Origin of the sequence: Methanospirillum sp. (assembly GCF_035406105.1) — an archaeon.
Lineage (GTDB): Archaea > Halobacteriota > Methanomicrobia > Methanomicrobiales > Methanospirillaceae > Methanospirillum.
In genome coordinates, this window is record NZ_DAONKG010000249.1 from 1 (window position 1) to 3,243 (window position 3,243).

Annotated in this window: 3 protein-coding genes; 2 read left to right on the top strand and 1 reads right to left on the bottom strand. The window is 46.4% G+C overall.

The features are described from left to right. Both PLA23_RS11880 and PLA23_RS11885 read left to right on the top strand, forming a co-directional pair. On the top strand, positions 1 to 889 hold an 889-nt coding region (locus PLA23_RS11880), incomplete at its 5' end, for a sensor histidine kinase (protein WP_324475312.1). Further along, positions 886 to 3,078 (top strand): PAS domain S-box protein, encoded by a 2,193-nt coding sequence (locus tag PLA23_RS11885; protein WP_324475313.1) that lies wholly within the window; start codon positions 886 to 888, stop codon positions 3,076 to 3,078. The genes PLA23_RS11880 and PLA23_RS11885, both read left to right, overlap by 4 nt. Here PLA23_RS11885 and PLA23_RS11890 read toward each other — a convergent pair. Then, on the bottom strand, positions 3,040 to 3,243 hold a 204-nt coding region (locus PLA23_RS11890; RefSeq protein ID WP_324475314.1), incomplete at its 5' end, for a hypothetical protein. The genes PLA23_RS11885 and PLA23_RS11890 overlap by 39 nt on opposite strands.

The following is a 3,243-nucleotide window of genomic DNA, read 5'->3' on the forward strand; positions in this document are numbered from 1 at the left end:
GGAGTATTTGATTGGCAAATCCCTGCATGAAGTTCTCCCTGCTCCCATTGCAGACCAGGGTCTTGCAGCAATACAAACGACACTTCGAACCGGGCAGATGCAGTTCTTTGAGTACTCCCTGGATATGCGGGATAACATTTGTTGGTTTGAGGTGAGAATCATCCGTTCAGCCCCTCATGAAGTCCTTGCCATCGTTCGTGATATTACTGATCAGCGGTACGATAAAGAGGCCCTTCGTCAGTCAAATCTGAAACTCCGCCTGCTTACCAGTCTTACCAGGCATGATATCTACAACCAGATATCCACCATGGATATGTTTTATGATCTTGCATCCCGTTCAGATGATCCAAGGCAAATACGTGAGTATATAGAAAAAGCCAAGTCTGCTGCCGGACAGATAGAGCGTATAATCAGTTTTACCCGCGAATATGAATCTTTCGGAGTGTATAGTACCGGCTGGCAGGTGCTCTATCCGATCCTTGAATCAGCATATCAGGAGGTTTTCCCTTCGGATATCACATTCCATACTGATATACCAAAGCATCTGGAGATATTCACAGATCCTATCATCAGAAAAGTATTTACCACACTTCTTGAGAACTCTGTACGACACGGAGAGACGGTAACAGACATATCTCTCCAGATCGTTGAGCACAATGGCGACCTGATACTTGTCTACCAGGATAATGGAACCGGAATACAAACGGCTGAGAAGGAGATGATTTTTGAACATGGTTTTGGGAAACATACCGGCATAGGACTATTTCTGGCACGTGAGATACTTTCTATTACCGGTCTTTCTATACACGAATGTGGAATATACGGGCAGGGAGTCCGCTTTGAGATCGGTGTACCTTCAGGAAAATGGCGATATGGAGATCTGACATGAGTGATCGAATTTCTATCCTGTATGTTGATGATGAACCTGATCTTCTTGCCTTAGGAAAGATATTCCTTGAACGGATCGGGAATTTTAACGTCACAACTGCTACAGGAGCTGATATAGCACTTGATCTCATGACCGGACAGGAATTTGAGACAATTATTTCTGATTATCAGATGCCGGTAATGGATGGCATCGGTTTTTTAAAGGAAGTCCGTGCACGGGGGTTTTCAACTCCCTTTATTCTTTTTACCGGGAGAGGAAGGGAAGAGGTGGTAATAGAGGCACTCAATAACGGAGCTGATTTTTACCTGCAAAAAGGCGGAGATCCCAAGGCACAGTTTACTGAACTTGCCAATAAGATTCATCATGCAGTGTCGCACCGCCGGGTTGAGCAGGAGGTGCTTCTTCTCAGGCAACGAGAAACGGAGATCATCAATTTCCTGCCTGATGCAACCTTTGCGATAGACACAAACCATACTGTTATCGCCTGGAATCAGGCCATGGAACGTCTCTCCGGTATTCCAGCTTCCGATATTCTTGGAAAGGGCGATTATGCGTATGCCCTCCCTTTTTACAAAAAAAGACGTCCGATGCTGATCGATTATGTCCTCGATAACAATCCTGATATGTATGAGCAGTATCCGTCATTAAACCGCATAGAACATAATCTGACGGCAGAGATGACCAGGCCCTGGCTTAGGAATGGGAAAAAATATTATTTCTGGATCACTGCCTGTCCTCTGTTTGATATGCAGGGGAAGATAATCGGGGCAATCGAGTCAATCCGCAATATCACACCATTACACGAAGCCAGAGAGTTGCTGGAAGAGTCCGAATCACGGTACCGGCTCACCCTGGCCGCATCAAATGAAGGCATATGGGACTGGAATGTAATGACCGGGGATGCCGTATTCAGTCCACAATGGTTTCTCATGCTGGGGTACTCCCCCGGAGAACTTCCTTCTACGTATGAGACCTGGAAATCGCTTGTGCATGCGGATGATCTCGATCTGGTGCAGCAAAAAATTCAGGAACACATCCTCCACAAAGACGAGGGCTATGTCGTTGAGTTCCGGATGAAGACAAAAGACGGAGGATGGAGATGGATACAGGCACGGGGGAAAGTGGTGGAACGGGACGAGTATGGTTCACCAATCCGGATGGTCGGAACTCATACTGATATCACCGGTCTTAAGCAGGTGGAGGAGAAACTCCGTCTTGACGAGTCCAGACTTGAAACACTCCTCAAGCTCAGTCAGATGACTGATCTGTCCATACATGAGATCACCGAATTTGCTCTTGAAGAGGCGGTCCGCCTCACACTCAGCCAGATTGGGTATGTTGCATTTGTCAATGATGAAGAGACCATATTGACCATGCATGCCTGGTCTCACGGAGCGATGGACGAATGTCAGATCCCCTCCCGTAATTTTGTGTACCCGCTTGAAAAGACTGGACTATGGGGCGAGCCGGTCAGACAAAGAAGACCGGTCATAACAAATGAGTATGCAGCTCCGAATTCCCTGAAAAAAGGAGTTCCCGATGGTCACGTACACATTATCCGGCATCTGGGTGTCCCCATCTTTGATCGTGATCACATCGTTATGCTTGTGGGTGTGGGAAATAAAGACGAACCCTATGGAGAAGAGGATATCCGCCAGCTGACCCTGCTCATGAACGGGGTATGGAATATTATCCGGAGAAAAAAGGCAGATGAAGCACTCCTTCACAGTAATGCAGAACTGACTGCTGCCTATGAGGAGATTGCTGCAACTGAGGAGGAACTTCGTTCCCAGTATGTTCAGATATCGGAAAATATGGAAGAGATCAGAAGGAGTGAAGAAAGATTCCGGTCAATTTTTAACTCAGGTCTGGTCGGTATTGCCATTACCACCTCTGATGGCAGATGGCTCTATTTTAATAATGCTCTCCTATCCATGCTTGGATATACCGAAGATGAGCTTAAAAACATGAAATGGACTGATATTACTCCGCCCGAAGACCTTGCACAGGAGATGGAGAGATATAGGTCTGTCCTTGCCGGAACGGACCCGGTCAATATTGAGAAACGCTATATCAGAAAAGATGGTTCACTCATTGATGTGCTTATCTCAACCGGCGTAGTCAGAAAGTATGATGGTTCCATTGATTATTTATGCTCCATTATTCTGGATATTACTGAACGAGAATAAAAGGACCGCACCATTCGTGAGATAGAAGAGCAGCGACGGATCATTATTGAAAACATTCATGATCCGGTAATCATTGTCGGGTTTGACGGTACGGTGCTCTATGGAAACCCTGCTGCGTATGCCATGGTTGAGCACCATACACCACCCGTGTCCCCTCTGAATGTC

Bases quoted from the DNA above. Each gene is read 5' to 3' on its own strand.
- PLA23_RS11885 (WP_324475313.1), top strand. From the start codon at position 886: ATGAGTGATCGAATTTCTATCCTGTATGTTGATGATGAACCTGATCTT.